Here is a 20,057-nt window from a genome sequence, read left to right on the forward strand (position 1 = left end):
CTCGCCCCCGATCCGGCGGTGCGAACCGTCATGGGCGTGCCACGTGTCGGCGGGGCTGCCCCGATCCCGCCGCCTTCCGGTGCACACTGGCCCGATGGGGGTGCGGGTCCGGGTCGAGGGCGTGGTCCAGGGGGTGGGGTTCCGCCCGTTCGTGCACGGGCTCGCCACCCGGCTGGGGCTGGCGGGCCGGGTCGGCAACGACGCCCGCGGCGTCTTCGTCGAACTGGACGGCGAGCGCGACCGGATCGCCGAGTTCCTGACGCGGCTCGAACGCGACGCGCCCCCGCTGGCCGCGATCGAGCGCGTGACCGTCACCCCGACCGGCCGGGCGGCCGCCGGGGGTGAGGGCCGGTTCCTGATCGTGGCGAGCGAGCGCTCGGGAACGCCGCGCACGCTGGTCTCGCCCGACATCGCGACGTGCGCCGACTGCCTGGCGGAGCTGGCCGACCCCGCCGACCGGCGCTACCGCTACCCCTTCGTCAACTGCGTCAACTGCGGGCCACGGCTGACGATCACCCGGGCCCTGCCGTACGACCGGCCGCTGACCACGATGGCGGGCTTCGCCATGTGCGACGCCTGCCTGGCGGAATACCACGACCCGGCCGACCGGCGCTTCCACGCCCAGCCCGTCTGCTGCCCGGCCTGCGGCCCGGCGCTCAGGCTGGTGGACGCGCGGGACACCCCGCAGGCCGGCGGCGACGTGCCGGCCGCCGCCGCCCGAGTGCTCCGCGGAGGCGGGGTGCTGGCGGTGAAGGGCCTCGGAGGCTACCACCTGGCGGTCGTGGCCACCGACGAGCGGGCCGCCGCGGAGCTGCGGCGGCGCAAGCGGCGGGCGGACAAGCCGTTCGCCGTCATGGTGGCCGACCTGGCGCAGGCCCGCCTGCTGTGCGAGGTGGACGCGGTGGCGCGGGCGCTCCTGACCGGTCGCGATCGCCCCATCGTGCTGCTGCCGCGCCGCACGGACATCTCCGGGGCCGTGGCGGACGCGGTCGCCCCCGGGCAGCGTCACCTCGGGCTGATGCTGCCGTACACGCCGCTGCACCACCTGCTGCTCGCGGAGACGGGCGCGCCCATCGTGCTGACGAGCGCGAACCTCGCCGGCGAGCCGATCGAGTACGACGACCGCGCCGCCCTCGACCGGCTGGGCGGCATGGCGGACGCGTTCCTGACCCACGACCGGCCCATCCACCTGCGGGCCGACGACTCGGTGACGCGGGTGGTCCGGGGCAGGGGCACGCTTCTGCGGCGCTCGCGCGGCCACGCCCCGGCCCCCTTCACGCTGCCGTGGGAGGCGCCCCGCCCGGTCCTCGGCTGCGGCGCGGCGCTGAAGAACACGTTCTGCCTGGTGAGGGGACGGCACGCGGTCGTCTCCCCGCACCTCGGCGACCTGGAGGGCTACGAGGCGCTGCGGGCGTACGCGGCGGGGATCGAGCACTTCTCGGCCCTGCTCGGCGTGCGTCCCGAGGTGGCCGCGCACGACCTCCATCCGGACTACCCGTCCACCCGGTACGCCCTGAGCCTGCCGGACGCCGAACCGGTCCCGGTGCAGCACCACCACGCGCACATCGCCTCGTGCCTGGCCGACAACGGCGAGCACGGCCGGGTGATCGGCGTCGCGTTCGACGGCCTCGGCTACGGCGCCGACGGGACGTTGTGGGGCGGCGAGTTCCTCCTGGCCGACCTGGTCTCGTTCGAGCGGGCCGGGCATCTGGCGCCCGTTCCGATGCCGGGCGGCCAGGCGGCGGTCAGGCAGCCGTGGCGGATGGCCGCCGCCTACCTGGCGGGCCTGGACGGCGCGGCGGGCCCCTGCGAGGCGGCGGTGGCCCGCCGCGCGGGGGCCCGGTGGGAGAGCGTGACCGCGCTGGCCAGGCGCGGCGGGGCGGCGGCGCCGCTGACCTCGAGCGCCGGGCGCCTGTTCGACGCCGTGGCGGCGCTGGCCGGCGTGCGCGACACGATCACGTACGAGGGGCAGGCCGCGATCGAGCTGGAGCAGCTCGCCGACCCCATGGAACGCGGCGCCTACCCGGCGGGCATCGCGCGGCACGACGGGGTGCTCGTGGTCGCCGGCGCGGACCTGGTGCGGGCGGCGCTGGAGGACCTGGCCGGGGGCGCCGGCCCGCCGGTCGTGTCCGCCCGCTTCCACAACGGCGTCCGCGAGCTCATCGTGCGCTGCTGCACGGCGCTGCGCGAGGAGACGGGGCTGACGACGGTGGCGCTGTCCGGTGGCGTCTTCCAGAACGTGCTGCTGGCGGAGCGCACGGTGGAGCGGCTGGAGCGCGCAGGGTTCAGGGTGCTCACCCATGCGGGCGTTCCGGCCGGCGACGGCGGCATCAGCCTCGGCCAGGCAGCCGTCGCCGCCGCCCGCGACCTCTTCCGGTAGCGGGCGCGTTCCGCCTCCGCGCAGGTCAGCGAGGTTTCGGCCGGCCCCGGGGGCGGTATGTCCGCTACGTAGAGCTACTGTCCGGGCACATCACGACACCGGACCGGAATCTCTGCATCCGGCCACGAAAGGGGCTTGGGCCATGACGACCACGCAGACACCAACAGGTCTGGACGAGCTTCACATCCTGTGGACCTCGGAGGGGATGAGCTGCGACGGCGACACCGTCTCCGTCACCGCGGCGTCCCTGCCGAGCCTGGAGGACGTGCTGCTGGGGCTCGTGCCAGGGCTGCCCAAGGTGCACCTGCACAACAAGGTCCTGGCGACCGAGGTGGGCGACGCCTTCATGGCCGCCTTCCACCAGGCCCACCAGGACGAGCTGGGCCCGTTCATCCTCGTGGTCGAGGGGTCGATCCCCAACGAGAAGATCAACGGCGACGGCTACTGGACGTCGATGGGCAACGACCCGGCCACCGGCGAGCCCATCACGGTGAACGAGTGGATCGACCGGCTGGCTCCCAAGGCCTGGGCGGTCGTCGCCATCGGCACCTGCGCCGCGTACGGCGGCATCCACGCCATGGCCGGCAACCCGACCGGCTGCATGGGGCTGGCCGACTACCTCGGCAAGGACTTCCGCTCGGCCGGCGGCCTGCCCATCGTCAACGTGCCCGGCTGCCCCGTGCAGCCGGACAACTTCATGGAGACCCTGACCTGGCTGCTCTACCAGGCGGCGGGGATGGCTCCCACCATCCCGCTCGACGAGATGCTCCGGCCCACCTGGTTGTTCGGCAAGACCGTGCACGAGGGCTGCGACAGGGGCGGCTACTACGAGCAGGGCGACTTCGCCCACGACTACAACTCTCCCAAGTGCCTGGTGCGCGTCGGCTGCTGGGGCCCGGTGGTCAACTGCAACGTCACCAAGCGCGGCTGGATGGACGGCGTCGGCGGCTGCCCCAATGTGGGCGGCATCTGCATCGCCTGCACCATGCCCGGTTTCCCCGACAAGTTCATGCCGTTCATGGACGAACCCCCCGGCGGATCGGTGTCGGCGGCGGTCAGCGGCGCGTACGGCTCACTGATCCGCAAGATGCGGTCGATCACGAACAACACGGCCAACAAGGAACCGAAGTGGCGTCACAACCGCCGCAGGCTGACGAGCGGGTACGACCCGCGCTGGGGAAACGGCTAAAGGGAGAGTGGCGAGGTGACAACCCGTACAGCGGGCGCCAAGCAGCAGGCGGGCGAGGCCCGCGAGCTGGTGGAGATGTCCTGGGACCCGATCACGAGGATCATCGGCAACCTGGGCATCTACACCAAGATCGACTTCAAGAACCGCGAGGTCGTCGAGTGCAAGAGCACCTCGTCGCTGTTCCGCGGCTACAGCGTGTTCATGAAGGGCAAGGACCCGCGCGACGCGCACTTCATCACGAGCCGCATCTGCGGCATCTGCGGTGACAACCATGCGGTCTGCTCGATCTACGCCCAGAACATGGCGTACGGGGTCAAACCCCCGCCGCTGGCCGAGTGGATCATCAACCTGGGCGAAGCGGCCGAGTACATGTTCGACCACACCCTCTTCCAGGACAACCTCGTCTTCGTCGACTACTGCGAGCAGATGGTCAAGGAGACCAACCCCAGCCTGCTGCGGCGGGCGGAGACCGCGGAGGCGCCGAACGCCGGGGTGCACGGCTTCCGGACGATCGCCGACATCATGCGCGCGTTCAACCCGTTCAGCGGCGCCGTCTACAAGGAGGCGCTGCAGGTCAGCAGGGTGACCAGGGAGATGTGCTGCCTGATGGAGGGCCGGCACGTGCACCCGTCGACGCTCTACCCGGGCGGCGTGGGCACGGTGGCGACGCCCCAGGTGTTCACCGACTACCTGGTGCGGCTGCTGCGGGTGCTCGACTTCGTGAAGAAGGCCGTCCCGATGAACGACGACCTGTTCGACTTCTTCTACGAGGCGCTGCCCGGTTACGAGGAGGTCGGCCGCCGGCGGGTGATGCTCGGCTGCTGGGGCGCCTTCCAGGATCCCTCGGTGGTCGACTACGACTACCGGACCATGAACGCCTGGGGCAGGAAGATGTTCGTCACCCCGGGCATCGTCCTGGACGACGAGTTGCTGACCACCAACCTGGTGGACATCAACCTCGGCATCCGGATCCTGCTGGGCAGCTCCTACTACGACGACTGGCAGTCCGAGGAGACGTTCGTCACCCACGACCCGCTCGGCAACCCGGTGGACCAGCGCCACCCGTGGAACCAGACGACCCTGCCCAAGCCGCAGAAACGCGACCTGGAGCACGGCAACTACAGCTGGGTGATGAGCCCGCGCTGGTACGACCAGCGCACCGGCGACCACCTGGCGCTCGACACCGGCGGCGGCCCGCTGGCGCGGTTGTGGTCGACGGCGCTCGCGGGCCTGGTCGACACCGGCACGGTGCGCGCCACGGGCCGGAGCGTGGAGATCAACCTGCCCAAGAGCGGCTCCCTGCCGGAGATGCGGCTGGAGTGGAAGGTGCCGCGCTGGGCCAACACCATCGAGCGCAACCGGGCCCGCGCCTACTTCGTCGCGTACGCGGCGGCGATGGCGGTGCACTTCCTCGACCAGGCGCTGGGTGAGGTGCGGGCCGGCCGCACGCAGGTGTTCTCGGACTTCGACGTGCCGGACGACGCGATCGGCTGCGGCTTCCACGAGGCGGTGCGCGGCGTGTTGTCCCACCACATGGTGATCCGCGACGGCAAGATCGCCAACTACCACCCGTACCCGCCGACGCCGTGGAACGCCAGCCCGCGCGACATGTACGGCACGCCGGGGCCGTACGAGGACGCGGTGCAGGGGTTGCCGATCTTCGAGGAGAACGGGCCCGAGGACTTCAAGGGCATCGACATCATGCGTACGGTGCGCAGCTTCGACCCCTGCCTGCCGTGCGGCGTGCACATGTACCTGGGCGGCGGCAAGGAGCTCAAACAGGTGCACTCCCCCACCTTCGGCGCGAGTCTCTCCGGTTAGGGGCGAGGGATGGACGATCGCATCGCGCGGATCGAGGTCATGCTCGACGAGGCCGGCCCTGACGCGGTCGAGCTCGTCAAGGAACTGCTCGACCTGTACGGCGAGGGCCTGGCCCGCGTCATGGCGGTCCTGGAGGAGGAGCAGGCGGCGCGGCTGGCCGCCGACGAGTCGGTGGCGCCGCTCCTGCTGCTGCACGACCTGCATCCGGTGGACGTGCGGGCCCGCGTGGAGGCGGCGATCGGCGGCTCGGCCGAGGTGCTCGCCGTCGAGGACGACCTGGTACGGCTGCGCGTGCGGCCCGCCGGCTGCCGCTCCTCGTCCGAGGCCGCGACCTCGGCCCTGCGGGAGGCGGTACGCGCCGCCGCCCCGGAGATCGAGCACGTCGACATCGAGGTCGAACGCCGGGAGACGCCGCTGATCCCGGTCGAGAGCCTGGCCGTGCGCTCCGGCCCGCGGGCGCCGTGACCGGCCTGCTGCGCCGGCTCGCCACGCAGGCGCAGCAGGCGCGTGAGCGGGAGCCGTCCCGTCAGGCGGAGGCGTGCGCGTTGTGCGGCGAGGCGCTGCCGGACGTGCACCGCCACCTGCTGGAGCTGCCGTCCCGCGAGCTGCGCTGCGCGTGCCGGGCCTGCCAGGTGTTGTTCGACCACGTGGCGGCCGGTGGCGGGCATCTCGTCCTGGTGCCGGACCAGCGCAGGCGGCTGAGCGGCTTCGTCCTTCCCGAGGAGGTCTGGGCGCGGCTGGGCGCCCCGGTGCGCATGGTGTGCCTGGTGCGCGACTCGGCCTCCGGGGGGATCGTCCAGTTCTACCCCAGCCCGGCGGGGGCGGTGCGGGCGCCCGCCGACCCGGCGGCCTGGGACCTGCTGGTGCGGGACAACCCGGTGCTCGCGCAACTGCGCCAGGACGTGGAGGCCCTGCTCGTCGACCGCGACCGCGGCACGTGGATCGTGCCGCTGGACGACTGTTACGCGCTCGTGGGGACGATCCGGGCCCGCTGGCGCGGGCTGACCGGCGGCCAGGACGTGCGCACGCACCTCGCCAGATTCTTCACCGACCTCGACGACCGGTCCTTCACCGTACCGGCCACCGACACCAGGAGCCCAGCGTGAGCAAGAAACACCCGATCAGGACAGGCCGCCCGGACGTGCACCCCGACGCCTCCTCACATGTGAAGGGCGTCAAGGAGGGCAACAGCCGCGGCAACTACGACAAGCAGGAGGGCCACCTGCCCGACGGCCGCTCCACGGCCCGGCGCTCGACCGGCATCAATCCCCGCAAACACGATCCCATCGACCCCGACATGCCCAACCTGTCGCCCGCCTGATCACGATGCCACCGACAGCACCGGCCGTGCGGATCGAGGTCCACGGCGTCGAGCCGGCCGCTCCGGCCGCCGCGCCCGCCCTGGACTTCCGGCTGCGCGTGCACGCCGACGCGCCGGTCCGCGCGCTCACGCTGGCCACGCAGCTGCGCATCGACGCCGACGCGCGCGACTACGACGAGGACGCGCGAAGACGGCTCGAGGGACTGTTCGGCCCGCCCGCGACGTGGGGACGCAACGTGTCCAGCCTGCTGTGGGCGCGGACCGTCACCCACGTGCCCGCCTTCACCGGCAGCACCCAGGCGACGCTCACCGTCCCGTGCACCTACGACTTCGACGTGGCCGCAGCCACCTACCTGCACGGCCTGCCCGGCGGGGAGGTGCCGCTGCGGTTCCTGTTCACCGGCACCGTCTTCTACCTCGACGACGGCCGCCTGCAGGCGGCCTGCCTGCCGTGGGACACCGAGGCGGGCCACCGCATGCCGGTGCGGGCGTGGAAGGAGCTCATGGACCGCCACTTCCCGCGCACGGCCTGGATCCGGCTGGAGCGCGACACGTTCGACCGCCTGTACGCGCACCGGGTGCGGCACACCCTGCTCGGATGGGACGACACGGTCAGGTCACTGTTGGAAACGAGCGGAGGCTGACCGCGCATGGACCCGCAGACGGATCAGGTACGGCAGATCGCCCAGGCCGTGCTGTACGAGGGCTACCTGCTGTGGCCGTACCGCGAGTCGTCGCTGAAGAACCGGCACCGCTGGACGATCGGCGGCGTGCACCCGGAGGCGTACGGCCGGGCCCACGAGGGCAACCGCTGGCGGATGCGTACGGAATGCCTCGTCGAAGCGGAGCCCGGCGACACCGTCGACGTGTGCGTACGGTTCCTGCACGTCGTCACCCGCGAGCCTGTCGCCGGCGGCCCCGGCCGCCTTCCCGGCGAGGAGGCGCGGGAGCGCGAGCTGACCATGCCCGGCCTCGTCGTGGACGAGCTGGCGCAGGGCCCGGCCGTCACGGCCATCGACCTGCCCGCCGGACGCCGGATCGAGCCGCTGGACGGGCTGTCTCCTGGGGCGGGCGGGCAGGCGGGGACGGTGGTGCGCAGCTGGGAGGCGCTGCGCGGCCGGATCGAGGCGAGCGCCCGGCGGCTGGGACCCGGCCTGTTCACGATCGCCGTGGAGGTGGTCAACACCACGCCCTGGGGTCCTGGCACCCGCGCCGACGCGCTGCGCCGCACGCTGGTCTCCGCGCACACCGTGCTGCACGGGCCGCGGGCCCGGTTCGTCTCGCTCATGGATCCGCCGCCGGAGCTGCGCGAACATGCCGAGGCGTGCCGCAACGAGGGCGCCTGGCCGGTGCTCCTAGGTCCGCACGGCGACCGGCACACCGTCCTGGCGTCGCCGATCATCCTGTACGACCACCCGGAGATCGCGCCCGAGAGCCCCGGCGACCTCTTCGACAACACCGAGATCGACCAGTTGCTCACGCTGAGCGTGCTCGCGCTCAGCGACCAGGAGCGGCAGGAGATCCGCGACGGCGACCCGCGCGCCCGCGCGATCCTCGACCGCTGCACCGCGCTCGCTCCCGAGGACCTGATGCGCCTGCACGGTCTCATGCGCAGGACGGAGCCACAGGCATGAACGACTTCTGGACGCGGATGGCCGGGCGCGGCCCCGGCGAGGTGATCGTGGACGGGACGGTGGTCGGCCCCGGCAGCCTGGTCCGGCTGCGGCCGAGAAGCCGGACCGACGTCTTCGACCTCGTCCTCGACGGCCGGGTGGCGGTCGTGGAGAGCGTGGAGCAGGACGACGAGGGCGCCCTGCACGTCGCGGTCACGCTCGCCGACGATCCCGGACGCGATCTGGGCGAGGCCAAGATGCCCGGGCACCGGTTCTTCTACTCCGCCGAGGAGATCGAGCCGATGGGCGAGCACCGGGAGCGGCCGGGCGGCGCCCGGATCCTGGTCGCCGGCATCGGCAACGTCTTTCTCGGGGACGACGGCTTCGGCGTCGAGGTGGCCCGCCACCTGGCCGAAGGGCCCGCCGTCCCGGGCGCGGACGTCGTCGACTTCGGCATCCGCGGCATGGATCTGGTTTACGCGCTCCAGCGCGCCTACGCGGGCGTGATCTTCGTGGACGCGGCGCCACGCGGCCACGCCCCCGGCACGCTCACCGTGCTCGAACCCGCCCTGCCCGGCGACGGTGAGGCGTCCTCGGGAGGGCCCGCGGAGGGGCCCTTGGAAGGGCCCTTGGAAGGGCACGGCATGGACCCGGTCAGCGTCCTGCGGCTGGCCCGGCGGATGGGACACCTGCCCGCCCGGGTGCGGGTCGTCTGCTGCGAGCCGGTCACCGCCGACGAGGCGCTGTTCGAGCTCAGCGAGCCGGTGCGCGCCATGGTCGGGACGGCGGCCGGCCTCGTGAAGTCCCTGGTTATGGAAATGATTGCGGAAAACGCCGGGCCTGGTTCCCGGGATCCGCTCCCACAGTGAGGTGATGTAGAGATGTGGAAGAAGCGCGTGGTGAAGCTGGTCGCGCTCGGCGGACTGGTGGCGATCGTCGTCCACCAATGGCCGGAGATCCACCGGTACATGAAGATCAAACGAATGTAGGACGGCATGCATGAGATCGGGATGTGCGAGGGCCTGGTCGAGCTGATCGAGCGGCGGGCGGCGGGCAGGCGGGTCACGGCCGCGCGGGTGCGGGTCGGCGCCCGCCACGCCGTCGTGGACGCCGCCTTCGGGCAGGCCTTCACGCTGGCCGCGGCCGGCACCGCCGTCCAGGACGCCGTCGTGGAGCTGGTCATCACGCCGATGACGGTGGGCTGCCGCGCGTGCGGCGGCCGCTCCGAGTCGGCCGACCCGCTGGCGGCCTGCCCGCTCTGCGGCGACGAGGGCGTCGACCTCAGCGGCGGCGACGAGCTGGTCCTGGAATCGGTCACCTTCGGCGAGGAGGCGGCCGATGTGCCTCGGCATCCCCGGTGAGCTGGTCGAGTTCTCCCAGGAGCACGAGGATCTGGCCGTCGTCGACGTGAGCGGCGTGCGCCGGCGCGTCAACGTCGGTCTGCTCGCCGACGAAGGGCTGCGGCCCGGAGACTGGGTGCTCGTGCACGTCGGCTTCGCGCTGTCGAAGATCTCAGAGCGGGAGGCGCAGGCGGTGTTCGACTACCTCGAAGGGCTCGGGCAGCCGTACGCGGACGAGCTCGACGCGCTGCGCGGCTCGGACATCGGGTAACCGGGACAACCAGGGGGCACGGATGCGGTTCGTCGATGAGTACCGCGACGCGGGCCGGGCGCGGGCGCTGGCCGAGCGGATCGCCGGGAGCTGCCGGCCGGGGCGCCGGTACACGTTCATGGAGGTGTGCGGCGGCCACACCCACACCATCTACAAGCACGGCCTGGAGGATCACCTGCCGTCCGAGGTGAACCTCGTGCACGGCCCCGGCTGCCCGGTCTGCGTGATCCCGATGGGCCGGGTGGACGACGCCATCCACATCGCCCGGCAGCCGGACGTGATCATGACGTCGTTCGGCGACATGATGCGCGTGCCGGGCGGATCGGGGTCGTTCCTGGACGCCAAGGCGGCGGGGGCCGACATCCGGATGGTGTACTCCCCGCTGGACGCGTTGAAGATCGCGCGGGCCAACCCGGACCGGCGGGTCGTGTTCATGGCCATCGGCTTCGAGACCACCGCGCCCTCCACCGCCATGACGGTGCTGCGGGCCGCGGCCGAGGGTCTCGGCAACTTCTCCGTCTTCTGCAACCACGTCATGATCATCCCGGCGATCAAGGCCATCCTCGACTCGCCTGACCTGCGCCTCGACGGGTTCATCGGCCCCGGCCACGTCTCGGCGGTGATCGGCTGCCGGCCGTACGAGTTCATCGCCCGCGACTACCGCAAGCCGCTGGTGGTGGCCGGCTTCGAGCCGCTCGACATCCTCACCTCGGTGCACATGCTGCTCGGGCAGCTCGCCGAGGACCGCTGCGAGGTGGAGAACCAGTACGCCCGCGTGGTGCCCTGGGACGGCAACCGCATCGCGCTGTCGACCATGGGCCAGGTGATGCGGCTGCGGCCGCACTTCGAGTGGCGCGGGCTGGGCTTCATCGCCCACTCCGCCCTCGCCATGGCCGACGAGTACGCCGCCTTCGACGCCGAACGGGTCTTCGACCTGCCCGGCCTCCGCGTCGCCGACCCCAGGTCGTGCCAGTGCGGCGAAGTGCTCAAGGGCGTGCTCAAGCCGTGGGAGTGCAAGGTGTTCGGCACCGCCTGCACCCCGGAGACGCCGATCGGGACGTGCATGGTCTCCTCCGAGGGCGCGTGTGCCGCGTACTACAACTTCGGGCGGTTCAGCCGCGAGCAGATCAGCGCGGCGGCGCGCGAGCCGAGGGAGGCGAGCCGGTCGTGACCCGCGAGCAGCAGGTGCTCGACCGCATCGAGCGGATGCGGCGGCGCAAGCCCGTCGTCAGGGAGGAGCGCATCACGCTCGCCCACGGCGCCGGAGGCAAGGCCACCCAGACCCTGATCGAGGCCGTCTTCCTGGAGGCGTTCCGCAACCCGATGCTCGCCCCGCTGGACGACGGCGCGCTCGTGCGGCTCGGCGACGGTCCTGTGGCCTTCACCACGGACTCGTACGTGGTCTCGCCGCTGTTCTTCCCCGGCGGAGACATCGGCGACCTGGCCGTCAACGGCACCGTGAACGATCTGGCCATGTGCGGGGCCCGCCCGGTCCACCTGTCGGCGGGCTTCATCCTCGAAGAGGGCTTCCCCGTCGCCGACCTGCGGCGCATCACCGCCTCGATGGCGGCGGCCGCGGCGGAGGCACAGGTGACGATCGTCACCGGTGACACCAAGGTCGTCCAGCGCGGCAAGGCCGACGGCTGCTACGTCACCACGGCCGGGGTCGGCGTCGTCGAGCAGCCGGTCACGCTGTCGGCCTCGGGCGCGCGGCCAGGGGACACGGTCATCGTGTCGGGTCCGATCGGCGCTCACGGAGCCGCCATCATGCTGGCCAGGGACGACTTCGGCATCGAGGCGGCGATCACGTCCGACACCGCGCCGCTGCACGGCATCGTCGCCGAGCTGCTCAAGGCGCTGCCGCGGCACGTCAGAACCCTGCGGGACGCCACCCGGGGCGGTGTGGCCACCGTGCTCAACGAGGTGGCCCGCGCGTCCGAGGTGGCCGTGGTGCTGCAGGAGGACCAGGTCCCCGTACACTCCGAAGTGACCGGAGTGTGCGAGCTGCTCGGTCTCGACCCTCTCTACGTCGCCTGCGAGGGCCGCTTCGTGGCCGTGGTCGACGGCGAGCACGCCGGGGAGGCCCTCGACACGCTGCGCGCCCACCCGCTGGGCGCCGAGGCCGCGATCGTCGGGACGGTCGCCGCCGACCCGCCGGGGCTGGTGCTGCTGCGCACCGCCTTCGGCGGCACCCGGGTGGTCGACGTACTGGTGGGCGATCCGCTACCGCGCATCTGCTGAGACCAGCTCGGCCAGCACGTGGTAGAGCGTCGCCTGCGCCTCCTGGATCCGGTGCACCGACGACGACGGGATGACGAACAGGTGCTCGGCCAGCCGTTCCTCGGCCATGCGCCCGCCTCCCGAGCCGGCGAAGCCGACGGTCGTCATGCCCTGGCTCCTGGCCTGGGCCAGGCCGCGCAGCACGTTCGCCGAGCCGCCGCTGGTCGACAGCGCGCAGGCGATGTCGCCGGGCCCGCCGAGCGCGGCGAGCTGGCGGGCGAAGACCACGTCGAACCCGACGTCGTTGCCGAGCGCCGTCACGAGCGCCGCGTCGCCGGTCAGCGACACCGCCGGCAGGCCGTGCGCGGTGCAGAGGTCGGCCACCGACTGCGCGTCCGTGCTGCTGCCGCCGTTGCCGAAGGCGAACAGCCGCCCGCCGGCGCGGAACGCGGCCGCCAGCTCCGCCGCGGCCACCGCCAGCGGCGTCAACAGCTCGTCGAGCACCCGCCGCCGCAGCTCCAGGCTCTCGCGGGCCTTCTCCTCGGTGGACGCCCGCACGTCCAGCGGGTCGCGCCGCAGGAACGGGTACATCGTCTCGGTCATGCGCCTGCCCTTTCCACCACGGCGATCGCCTCGCCCGCGTGCACCAGCACGGTGTCGCCGACGCGCGCCTCGACCAGCGCCACGCTGATCTCCTCCGTACCCGCGCCCGCCCCTGTGCCCGCGCCACCTGTATCCGTACCTGTGCCTGTACCTGTACCGACCAGCGCCAGCCCGCCGGGCAGCAGGCCGACGACGCGTACGCGCACGGCGACGTCGCCGCACGTCACGCAGGAGTCGCAGAACGGTGCCGCCTCTTCGTCACCACCGCCGGTCACGTGCCCTCCTCCGACTCCAGGAACACGTGCGCCAGCTCCCACAGCAGGTGGTACACCGTGATGTGGATCTCCCGCACGATCAGCGGATCATCACTGTGCGCGGCCAGCACGTGCTCGGCCGCGACGCCGCCTCCCGCGGCCCCCGCGCCAGCCGCCGACTCGCCCGCCGTCCTCACGCCCGCCGGCGCGCCCGCCGCTGTCGCAGGCGTGTCGCGGGTCGCGCCCGCCACCAGGGCGACGGTCAGCATGTCCAGCTCGCGAGCGGCGGCGAAGTCGCCTGCGGCCGGGAGCACGCCCACGGCGATGTCACCCGGCCGTCCCAGCACGGGCAGCAGGCCGGGCTCGCCGCCCAGGCAATGCGCGGGAAGCGCGGGCTTGCCGACGATCACCGGGTGGCTGAACTCCACCGCCACGTGCGCCGCGTCGGCCGCCGCCGCGCCCCGGCCGAAGGTCAGCAGCCTGCTCCCCCTCCGGAACCGCCCGGCCATGGCGGCCGCGGCCTCGACCACGGCGCCGGCGTCGGCCACCAGCGCCAGACCGGCGGACTCCCGGCCGGTGCGGATCCGATCGAGCACTCCGGCCATGCCGCCACCCCGTCTTCCCCCGCGTACCACGACACCGCCCATTCCACCGTGGTCCCGCGCGGCCGGCGCGGCGTTTCCCGCAAGGGGACCGGCAAGGTCCCGGCAAGTTTCCCCACGCGGCCCCGCCGGAGGGTCCGTACGACTGTGTGCCCGCGACGTGGGTAGATCTCATGCCGCCGCCCGCGTGGCGGCGCAGACGTGATCCCCCACCGAGAGGACGTCATGTTCCCGGTCATCCTCGCCCGGATCCGGATGCCGATGATCATCATCGGCCTGCTCCTGGCGATCGGCGAGTTCGTCCACCACGTCCCCTCGCTCAGCGTGGCGGGCGTGATCCTGTTCCTGGCCGGCTTCGCCTCGATGTTCCTGCCCGTGGGCTCCGTCGAACGCGCGCCGATCCCGATCGCCAGCCCCGTACGGGGACGCTGGCTCGCGGTCAACAGCCCGGCCGACAAGGTGCCCAGCCACGGCCTGCACGCCTACGGCCAGACGTACGCGGTGGACCTGGTGAACTGGCCGGACGAGAACACCGAGTGGAAGGCCGTGGTGCGCGCGCCGTTGATGAGCCGCCCCGAGACGTTCCCCGGCTTCGGCCGCCCGATCTACGCGCCCGCCGCCGGCACCGTCGTCGCCGCCAGGGACTTCTGGCGCGACCACCTGAGCCGCAACTCCTGGCCCGCGCTGGTCTACACCATGGCCGAGGGTGTCGTGCGCGAGCTGGCAGGCCCGGGTGGCGTGCTCGGCAACCACGTCATCCTCGACCTCGGCGACGGCGTGTACGCCGCGTTCGCCCACCTCAAGCGCGGCTCGGTCCAGGTCCGCAAGGGTGAGCGGGTCGAGGCCGGGCAGTTGATCGGGCAGTGCGGCAACTCGGGCAACTCCAGCGAGCCGCATCTGCACTTCCAGCTCATGGACAACGCGCACCCGTCCATCGCGGCCGGGCTTCCGTTCACGTTCGAGGAGACCCTTCCCGACGGCACCACCCACCGACGCGTCCCGAGCAAGCGGCAGCCCCTTCTGTCACCGGCGCGCTGACCGTCCCGCGCGCGGAGTCTCCACCCCGTAATACGTCAGAGCTACGCCGGAGGTGCACCCCGCAGCGGGACGCCGGCTAGCCGCGGTGATCCATACCTTCGAGGCCCGAGTACGTCTCCGGCACGGAAGGATCACCGCCCATGGCGACCCGCCGGCGAGGCAGCCTGCGCCGCGTCCTGCTCACCACGCTCGTCACTGCCTCGGTGGCGGGGCCTATCAGCGGCGTGACCCGCCCAGGAGCGGTGCCGGCGCCCGCGCCCGCCCCCGTGGCCCCACTGGCCGCCGCGACCCCGTCCGAGCTCGCCCGGCGGTACGCGTCCGCCCGCGCGGAGATCCTGGCCGCCGAACGGACGGCGGCCCGGCACGGCCACCGGTGGCGGGCCGCCCGGCTGCGGGAGATGGCCGATACCGCGCGGCGGTTCCTGGCCTTCGACGGCCGGGACGGCGGCCGGACCGTGGAGGTTCTCGGCGACCTGGCCGCCGCCGAGCGGATCGCCGTGATGGTCCCGGGCGCCGGCATCGACCTGGACAAGTACGGGATGTTGCGCGGCGGCTCGTTGCGCCTCCATGACGCGCTCGGCGACCGGTCGGCCGTGGTCGCCTGGCTCGGCTACCCCACGCCGAGCAGCGTGAGCCTCCAGGCGTTGACCCCCCACCGCGCCGCCGAGGCCGCTCCCCGCCTGCGCGCCTTCGTACGGGAGCTGCGCGCGGCCAGGCCGGACGCCCGGGTCACGCTCCTGTGCCACTCCTACGGCTCCGTGGTGTGCGGCCTGGCCGCGCCGGGGCTGGACGTCGCCGGCATCGTCCTGTTCGGCAGCCCCGGCGCGGGGGTGCCCGACGCCGCCGCGTTCCGTACCCCGGCCACGGTGTGGGCGGGGCGCGCGGCGGGAGACTGGGTCGCGGGCCTGCCGCATGTGTCGGTCGCGTTACCGTTCGTCACGGTGGGGCTGGGCGCCGACCCGGCCTCGCCCCGGTTCGGCGCCCGGATCTTCGCGGCGGGCGGCGGCGGGCACAGCGACTACCTGGCCCCCGGATCGAAGGCGCTGGCGAGCATCACGCGGATCGTGTCCGGGCAGGCCGGCGCCGATGCGTGACCTCAGCGCACGGATCATGTCCGCACGACCCGCACGAACGCGTGACCTCACCGCGCGGATCGACGCCGCGACCCCGGACGGCCGCGACCGCGCCCTCGACGCCCTGCGCGCCCTGGCCATCCTCGGCGTGGTGGCCGGGCACTGGATGGTGACCGCGCTGGTCGTGGAGAGCGGGACCGTGCGGGTCGCCAGCCCGCTGCGGCACATGCCGCAGCTCGCGCCGCTGTCGTGGGTGTTCCAGACTCTGGCGGTCTTCTTCCTGGTGGGCGGGCTGGTGGGGACGCGTTCCCACCTCCGTGCCCGTGCGCGGGGGGTGCCGTACGGGCGGTGGCTCGCCGGGCGGGTGGCCCGGCTGTTCCGGCCGGCGGTGGTCGTGCCGGCGGTGTGGGCGGTGGCGGCCCTGGTGATGCTGGCCGTCGGGGCGCGGCTGGAGAGCGTACAGGCGCTGGTCAAGCTCGTGCTGTCGCCGATGTGGTTCCTGCTGGTGTTCACGGCGCTGACCGCGGCGACCCGGCTGGTGTCGAGGCTGCACCCGGCTTGGCCGCTGGCCGTGGTCGCGTGTGTCGACCTGGTCAGATTCGGCGGCCTCGCGGAGGGCCTGCCGGCCGGGCTCGTGGGCGGCTCGCTCTGGTGGATCAGCGTGGCGGCCGGGTGGCTGGTGCCGTACTGCATCGGGGCGGCCTGGGCCCGCGGCCGCCTGAAGGGGCGCGCGACCGGATGGGTGCTGCTGCTCGGCGGCGGGGCCGCCGCCGTCGCGCTCGTCGGCTGGGGCGGCTACCCCGCCACCATGGTCGGCGTGCCGGGGGCGCCGCTGTCCAACCTCGACCCGCCCTCGCTGGCCGCCGTCACCTTCGGGATCGCCCAGAGCGGCGCGGCGCTGCTGCTGCTCGGCCCGCTGCGGCGGCTGCTGCGCCGCCCAGCCGCCTGGGCCGCGGTGGCGCTCGCGAACCTGGCGGCGATGACGATCTTCCTGTGGCACCAGACCGCGATGATCGCGGTCGCCTCGGTCGCCCTGCTCGCCGCGGGCTGGACGCCGTGGACCGGGCTGCACACCGTCCCCGACGGGCCGGACTGGGTGCTCGCCCGGGTGGCCTGGCTTCCGGCGTTCGCGGTGGCGCTGCTGGTGTGCTGCGCGGCGTTCCACGCTCACGAGCGGGTACGATCGCCCGCCGGGCCGGTTGCGGAGCGCCTGCATGCTGGATCATCCTGACCGGGGGCGGGTCGAGGGCGGAGGGGACGTGGGCGAGGTGGGCAGGCTGCGACGAGCCCTCGACGCCGTACGCGCGGACCTGTGGACGGCCCGCGCCGACCCCCTTCCCCGCATGTCGCGTCCGCGTGGGCTGTCCCGCCTCCCGCACGTTCTGGTCATCCTCTACGCGCTGGCCATGGGCCTGCTCCCCGATGGGGAGGGCATCGACCCGACGGTTCCGCTGCTCGCCATGATCCACGCGGCGGTTCTCTTGCTGGCGATGTCCTGACCGCTGCCCGCCTGGTGGGCGTCGATCGCCGTCATGCTCATCGGCGCGCGTACGGGAATGACCTATCTTCCGTGGACCGAGAGTTTCCCCTGGATGATCGCCTCGCACGAGGTGGCTTTCGCGACCCCGGACGGCCGCACGATGGCTCGCCCTCAGGCGACGCTCATGATCGACGACGCGGTGGCGTACCCGTGGACGGGCTCCGGCATCGCGCTGCAGGCCGGTGTGATGTTCCTGCTGGCGCTGCGGGTGCGCCCCCGGGTCACGGCCCAGGCGCTGGCGATCACCACGCTGGCGGTCGTGCTCTGCGTCTGATCGCCCAGGGCCTGTCGAACGCGGAGATCGCCGAGCGCCTGGTCGTCGCCGAGCAGACCGTCAAGACCCACGTGAGCAGGATCCTGGTCAAGCTCGGGCTGCGCGACCGCACGCAGGCGGCCGTCTACGCGTACGAGACGGGGCTGGTGCGCCCGTCGGGTTACTAGGCGCGCACTAGGCGCGCCTTCCGTGCGCTGACAGCGAACCGGGTCCGCTGTCGGTGAACCCGCCTGGGCGCTGGGCGCTCGCGGTGCTTGGGTGGCGGGATGGACATCGTGGTTCTGGGCGGAACGGCATGGGTGGGCCGGGAGGTTTCCCGGCAGGCGATCGAGCGCGGGCACCGGGTGACGTGCCTGGCGCGCGGCGAGAGCGGGCCGGTGGCCGACGGCGCGGCCCTGGTGGCCGCCGACCGGCGTGACCCTTCGGCGTACGCGCCGCTGCTCGGCCGCGACTGGGACGCGGTCATCGAGGTGTCGTGGCAGCCGGGCTTCGTGCGCGAGGCGCTCGCCGCGCTGGGCGGCCGGGCCCGGCACTGGGCCTATGTCTCCTCCGGCAACGCCTACGCCTCCCACGCCGAGCCGGGCATGGACGAGTCCGCGCCCCTCCTGGCTCCGACCGACCGCGCCGAGACCGACCGCGCACTCTACGGCGAGGCGAAGGTCGCCTGCGAGCAGGCGTCGGCGGCGGCCGTGGGCGACCGCCTCCTCATCGCCCGCGCCGGTCTCATCGGCGGCCCCGGCGACCACAGCGGGCGCTCCGGCTACTGGGTGGCCCGTGCCGCGCGCGACCCGCACGGGCCGATGCTGGTTCCGGCCACGCCGGACCAGCCGACGCAGGTCATCGACGTACGCGACCTCGCCGCCTGGCTGCTCGACGCGGCGGAGCGCGGCACCACCGGCACCTACAACGCCGTCGGCCCCGTCGTCCCGTTCGAGGAGTGGATCGAGCTGTGCCGCACCGCCGGCGGGCACACCGGCCCGGTCGTCACGGCCGAATCGGCCTGGCTGCTCGAGCACGGCGTGACCCAGTACATGGGAGCGGAGTCGCTGCCGATGTGGCTGGTCGAACCGGGCTGGGAAGGATGGTCGGCCAGGAGCGGCGCCGCGGCGCAGGCGGCGGGGCTGCGCCATCGGCCCCGCGCCGAGCTGGTGTCCGCCACGCTGGCCTGGGAACGCGAGCAGGGCCTCGACCGTGAACGACGCGCCGGCCTCAGCGCCGAGCGCGAGCGCGCGCTCCTCGACGCCCTCGGCCGAGAGGCAGCACGCCGGTGACCGCGCGACAATCTCACCATGATTGTGGACAAAGCCATCTACCGCGGTGGTGTGCGTGAAACCGTCAGCGGCGACATCAGCGAAGCCTTCAGCGCTGCCCGGGCCAGAGGCGACAGCTTCCTGTGGATCGGCCTGCACGAGCCCACGCAGGAGGAGTTCGATCTGATCACCCGCGAGGTGCGGCTGCACCCGCTGGCGGTGGAGGACGCGATCCACGCCCATCAGCGGCCGAAGCTGGAGCGCTACGACGACACCCTGTTCGTGGTGCTCAAGCCCCTGCTGTACGTCGAGGAGACCTCCGACATCGAGGTCGGCGAGATCAACCTCTTCCTGGGGAGCGACTTCGTCATCAGCGTCCGCCACGGCCAGGCCAATCCGCTGGGCGGGGTGCGCCGTCGGGTCGAATCCGATCCCGGCCTGCTGTCGACCGGCCCGGCCGGGGTGCTCTACGCGATCTGCGACCAGGTCGTCGACACCTACGCCGAGATCTCCCACGAGGTCGAGCTCGACCTCATCGCGCTGGAACGCCGGGTCTTCAGCGGGGAGCGCGACGACGTCACCGCCGACATCTACTCGCTCAAGCGCGAGGTCCTGGAGTTTCGGACCGCCCAGGACCCGCTGGTGCCCGTGCTGGAGGAGTTCGTGAAGGGCCGGGTGGCGTTGTGCGACGGCACCCGCGATCACTTCCGTGACGTCCTGGACCACCTGCTGCGCGTGGACTCCCAGGTCGACGAGCACAACGAACTGCTCACCAGCGCCTTGAGCGCTCATCTGGCCCTGGTGGGGCGTGACCAGAACAAGGTGGCCATGCAGCAGAACGCCGACATGCGCAAGATCTCCTCGTGGGCGGCCGTCATCGCGGTCCCCACCATGATCGCCGGGATCTACGGCATGAACTTCGACCACATGCCCGAACTGCACTGGTCGCTCGGCTACCCGCTGAGCCTCTGCCTCATGGTCGTCGCCGTGATCGTCGTCCACCGGTTGTTGCGCAGAAGCGGCTGGTTGTGAAGCGCCAACCGCTCCCGCCGCGCTACGGCCGCTGAGGTTCGAAACGCCGGCGGGTCGCGCCGTACGGTTCCCGGGTCGCGACGCCGACCACCGTGTGGAAGGCGAACCGGTAGACCTGCCAGGGCGGCGGCCCCGCGCTGGGCGCGCTGAACGGCACCGTGAGCGCCTCACCGTCCACCTCCGCGGGCCGGCCGCCTCGTAGTGCCGGACGATCGCCTCCATGCCCGGTCATCACC

Annotated in this window: 24 protein-coding genes and 1 pseudogene; 21 read left to right on the forward strand and 4 right to left on the reverse strand. The window is 72.8% G+C overall.

Annotation, left to right across the window (positions count from 1 at the left end; all coding sequences use genetic code 11):
* Nucleotides 1-94 precede the first annotated feature (94 nt).
* The 13 genes from hypF (at nucleotide 95) to hypE (ending at nucleotide 12,176) form a co-directional block, all read left to right on the forward strand.
* The gene (gene hypF, locus ABGB01_RS20790) at nucleotides 95-2,380 is read left to right on the forward strand and encodes a carbamoyltransferase HypF (RefSeq protein WP_347775198.1); all 2,286 of its coding nucleotides are present in this window, start codon (nucleotides 95-97) and stop codon (nucleotides 2,378-2,380) included.
* 142 nt (nucleotides 2,381-2,522) lie between these two features.
* Nucleotides 2,523-3,569, forward strand: a complete 1,047-nt coding sequence (locus ABGB01_RS20795; RefSeq protein ID WP_347775199.1) for a hydrogenase expression protein HypE — start codon at nucleotides 2,523-2,525, stop codon at nucleotides 3,567-3,569.
* Between the two features lie 15 nt (nucleotides 3,570-3,584).
* Nucleotides 3,585-5,390 (forward strand): nickel-dependent hydrogenase large subunit, encoded by a 1,806-nt coding sequence (locus ABGB01_RS20800; RefSeq protein ID WP_347775200.1) that lies wholly within the window; start codon nucleotides 3,585-3,587, stop codon nucleotides 5,388-5,390.
* Nucleotides 5,391-5,399: 9 nt separating this feature from the next.
* Nucleotides 5,400-5,855 (forward strand): hypothetical protein, encoded by a 456-nt coding sequence (locus ABGB01_RS20805; protein ID WP_347775201.1) that lies wholly within the window; start codon nucleotides 5,400-5,402, stop codon nucleotides 5,853-5,855.
* Nucleotides 5,852-6,496, forward strand: a complete 645-nt coding sequence (locus ABGB01_RS20810) for a DUF5947 family protein (RefSeq protein WP_347775202.1) — start codon at nucleotides 5,852-5,854, stop codon at nucleotides 6,494-6,496. The genes ABGB01_RS20805 and ABGB01_RS20810 overlap by 4 nt, the downstream gene beginning before the upstream one ends.
* Entirely contained in the window at nucleotides 6,493-6,711 is a 219-nt protein-coding gene (locus tag ABGB01_RS20815) for a hypothetical protein (RefSeq protein ID WP_347775203.1), read from the forward strand. The genes ABGB01_RS20810 and ABGB01_RS20815 overlap by 4 nt, the downstream gene beginning before the upstream one ends.
* Before the next feature lie 5 nt (nucleotides 6,712-6,716).
* Nucleotides 6,717-7,355, forward strand: a complete 639-nt coding sequence (locus tag ABGB01_RS20820) for a DUF6084 family protein (RefSeq protein WP_347775204.1) — start codon at nucleotides 6,717-6,719, stop codon at nucleotides 7,353-7,355.
* A 6-nt stretch (nucleotides 7,356-7,361) separates the two neighbouring features.
* The gene (locus tag ABGB01_RS20825; RefSeq protein ID WP_347775205.1) at nucleotides 7,362-8,345 is read left to right on the forward strand and encodes a hypothetical protein; all 984 of its coding nucleotides are present in this window, start codon (nucleotides 7,362-7,364) and stop codon (nucleotides 8,343-8,345) included.
* A complete protein-coding gene (locus ABGB01_RS20830) occupies nucleotides 8,342-9,193 on the forward strand; it encodes a hydrogenase maturation protease (protein WP_347775206.1) in 852 nt (283 codons plus the stop codon). Before ABGB01_RS20825 ends, ABGB01_RS20830 begins: the two co-directional genes overlap by 4 nt.
* Before the next feature lie 126 nt (nucleotides 9,194-9,319).
* On the forward strand, nucleotides 9,320-9,685 hold the full coding sequence (locus ABGB01_RS20835) for a hydrogenase maturation nickel metallochaperone HypA (protein ID WP_347775207.1): 366 nt from the start codon (nucleotides 9,320-9,322) through the stop codon (nucleotides 9,683-9,685).
* Nucleotides 9,663-9,935, forward strand: a complete 273-nt coding sequence (locus tag ABGB01_RS20840; protein ID WP_347775208.1) for a HypC/HybG/HupF family hydrogenase formation chaperone — start codon at nucleotides 9,663-9,665, stop codon at nucleotides 9,933-9,935. Before ABGB01_RS20835 ends, ABGB01_RS20840 begins: the two co-directional genes overlap by 23 nt.
* Nucleotides 9,936-9,957: 22 nt before the next feature.
* Nucleotides 9,958-11,106 (forward strand): hydrogenase formation protein HypD, encoded by a 1,149-nt coding sequence (gene hypD, locus ABGB01_RS20845; protein ID WP_347775209.1) that lies wholly within the window; start codon nucleotides 9,958-9,960, stop codon nucleotides 11,104-11,106.
* Nucleotides 11,103-12,176: a hydrogenase expression/formation protein HypE gene (gene hypE, locus ABGB01_RS20850; RefSeq protein ID WP_347775210.1), complete on the forward strand. Its 1,074-nt coding sequence runs from the start codon at nucleotides 11,103-11,105 to the stop codon at nucleotides 12,174-12,176. The genes hypD and hypE overlap by 4 nt, the downstream gene beginning before the upstream one ends.
* Here hypE and ABGB01_RS20855 read toward each other — a convergent pair.
* The 3 genes from ABGB01_RS20855 to ABGB01_RS20865 are packed head-to-tail and all read right to left on the reverse strand — an operon-like array spanning nucleotide 12,159 to nucleotide 13,617.
* Nucleotides 12,159-12,758, reverse strand: coding sequence for an SIS domain-containing protein (locus ABGB01_RS20855; protein WP_347775211.1), 600 nt, complete (start codon nucleotides 12,756-12,758; stop codon nucleotides 12,159-12,161). The two genes, hypE and ABGB01_RS20855, sit on opposite strands and share 18 nt — an antisense overlap.
* A complete protein-coding gene (locus ABGB01_RS20860) occupies nucleotides 12,755-13,033 on the reverse strand; it encodes a hydrogenase assembly protein HupF (protein WP_347775212.1) in 279 nt (92 codons plus the stop codon). The genes ABGB01_RS20855 and ABGB01_RS20860 overlap by 4 nt, the downstream gene beginning before the upstream one ends.
* Nucleotides 13,030-13,617 (reverse strand): phosphoheptose isomerase, encoded by a 588-nt coding sequence (locus tag ABGB01_RS20865; protein WP_347775213.1) that lies wholly within the window; start codon nucleotides 13,615-13,617, stop codon nucleotides 13,030-13,032. The genes ABGB01_RS20860 and ABGB01_RS20865 overlap by 4 nt, the downstream gene beginning before the upstream one ends.
* A 198-nt stretch (nucleotides 13,618-13,815) precedes the next feature.
* On the opposite strand from ABGB01_RS20865, the gene ABGB01_RS20870 reads away from it, so the two are divergent.
* The 8 genes and pseudogenes from ABGB01_RS20870 to ABGB01_RS20905 all read left to right on the forward strand — a co-directional run bounded on the left by ABGB01_RS20870 (nucleotide 13,816) and on the right by ABGB01_RS20905 (nucleotide 19,821).
* Nucleotides 13,816-14,652: a M23 family metallopeptidase gene (locus ABGB01_RS20870; protein WP_347775214.1), complete on the forward strand. Its 837-nt coding sequence runs from the start codon at nucleotides 13,816-13,818 to the stop codon at nucleotides 14,650-14,652.
* 140 nt (nucleotides 14,653-14,792) lie between these two features.
* Entirely contained in the window at nucleotides 14,793-15,746 is a 954-nt protein-coding gene (locus ABGB01_RS20875; protein WP_347775215.1) for an alpha/beta hydrolase, read from the forward strand.
* A gap of 16 nt (nucleotides 15,747-15,762) precedes the next feature.
* The gene (locus ABGB01_RS20880; protein WP_347775216.1) at nucleotides 15,763-16,956 is read left to right on the forward strand and encodes an acyltransferase; all 1,194 of its coding nucleotides are present in this window, start codon (nucleotides 15,763-15,765) and stop codon (nucleotides 16,954-16,956) included.
* The gene (locus ABGB01_RS20885; RefSeq protein ID WP_347775217.1) at nucleotides 16,940-17,224 is read left to right on the forward strand and encodes a hypothetical protein; all 285 of its coding nucleotides are present in this window, start codon (nucleotides 16,940-16,942) and stop codon (nucleotides 17,222-17,224) included. The genes ABGB01_RS20880 and ABGB01_RS20885 overlap by 17 nt, the downstream gene beginning before the upstream one ends.
* 57 nt (nucleotides 17,225-17,281) lie before the next feature.
* Entirely contained in the window at nucleotides 17,282-17,539 is a 258-nt protein-coding gene (locus ABGB01_RS20890) for a hypothetical protein (RefSeq protein ID WP_347775218.1), read from the forward strand.
* Nucleotides 17,530-17,706, forward strand: a pseudogene (locus tag ABGB01_RS20895) (LuxR C-terminal-related transcriptional regulator); the annotation flags it as partial. The gene ABGB01_RS20890 and the pseudogene ABGB01_RS20895, both read left to right, overlap by 10 nt.
* A gap of 99 nt (nucleotides 17,707-17,805) precedes the next feature.
* Entirely contained in the window at nucleotides 17,806-18,810 is a 1,005-nt protein-coding gene (locus ABGB01_RS20900) for an NAD-dependent epimerase/dehydratase family protein (RefSeq protein WP_347775219.1), read from the forward strand.
* An 18-nt stretch (nucleotides 18,811-18,828) separates the two neighbouring features.
* Nucleotides 18,829-19,821 carry a magnesium and cobalt transport protein CorA gene (locus tag ABGB01_RS20905; RefSeq protein WP_347775220.1) on the forward strand — a complete coding sequence of 331 codons (993 nt, stop codon included), beginning with the start codon at nucleotides 18,829-18,831 and terminating at the stop codon, nucleotides 19,819-19,821.
* A 22-nt stretch (nucleotides 19,822-19,843) separates the two neighbouring features.
* Here the strand turns inward: ABGB01_RS20905 and ABGB01_RS20910 are convergent, their stop codons facing one another.
* The gene (locus tag ABGB01_RS20910; protein ID WP_347775221.1) at nucleotides 19,844-20,053 is read right to left on the reverse strand and encodes a hypothetical protein; all 210 of its coding nucleotides are present in this window, start codon (nucleotides 20,051-20,053) and stop codon (nucleotides 19,844-19,846) included.
* Between the last annotated feature and the right edge of the window lie 4 nt (nucleotides 20,054-20,057).

Source organism: Nonomuraea sp. B5E05 (assembly GCF_039880665.1).
GTDB lineage: Bacteria > Actinomycetota > Actinomycetes > Streptosporangiales > Streptosporangiaceae > Nonomuraea.